1 pseudogene is annotated in these 249 nt (G+C 53.8%); it reads left to right on the top strand.

The features are described from left to right. Positions 1–125: 125 nt before the first annotated feature. A pseudogene (locus F1735_RS37295) lies at positions 126–249 on the top strand (group II intron maturase-specific domain-containing protein); the annotation flags it as partial.

Here is a 249-nt window from a genome sequence, read left to right as displayed (position 1 = left end):
CGGCTCTGCCAACCGAAGCCGGAATCAACATGCCCAAAATGGACATTGGCACCAACGAGCAGACCGAAGAATGCTCCCTAAACAATCTGTAAATACTGTCTCAAATAGTTTGACACGCTCCGAAGCTCGACGAATGGATGCGGCATCGGATGAGGGCGATTCAACTTAAGCAATGGCGTCGTGGCCCGACGATATACCGTGAACTGCTGAAACTTGGGGCGCCCGCGAAAGTGGCGCGATTGGTAGCGG

Origin of the sequence: Massilia genomosp. 1, from assembly GCF_011682185.1 — a bacterium.
GTDB lineage: Bacteria > Pseudomonadota > Gammaproteobacteria > Burkholderiales > Burkholderiaceae_D > Telluria_A > Telluria_A rubra.
The sequence above is the reverse complement of the archived record's forward strand: the minus strand, read 5'-3'. Positions and strand labels throughout refer to the sequence as shown.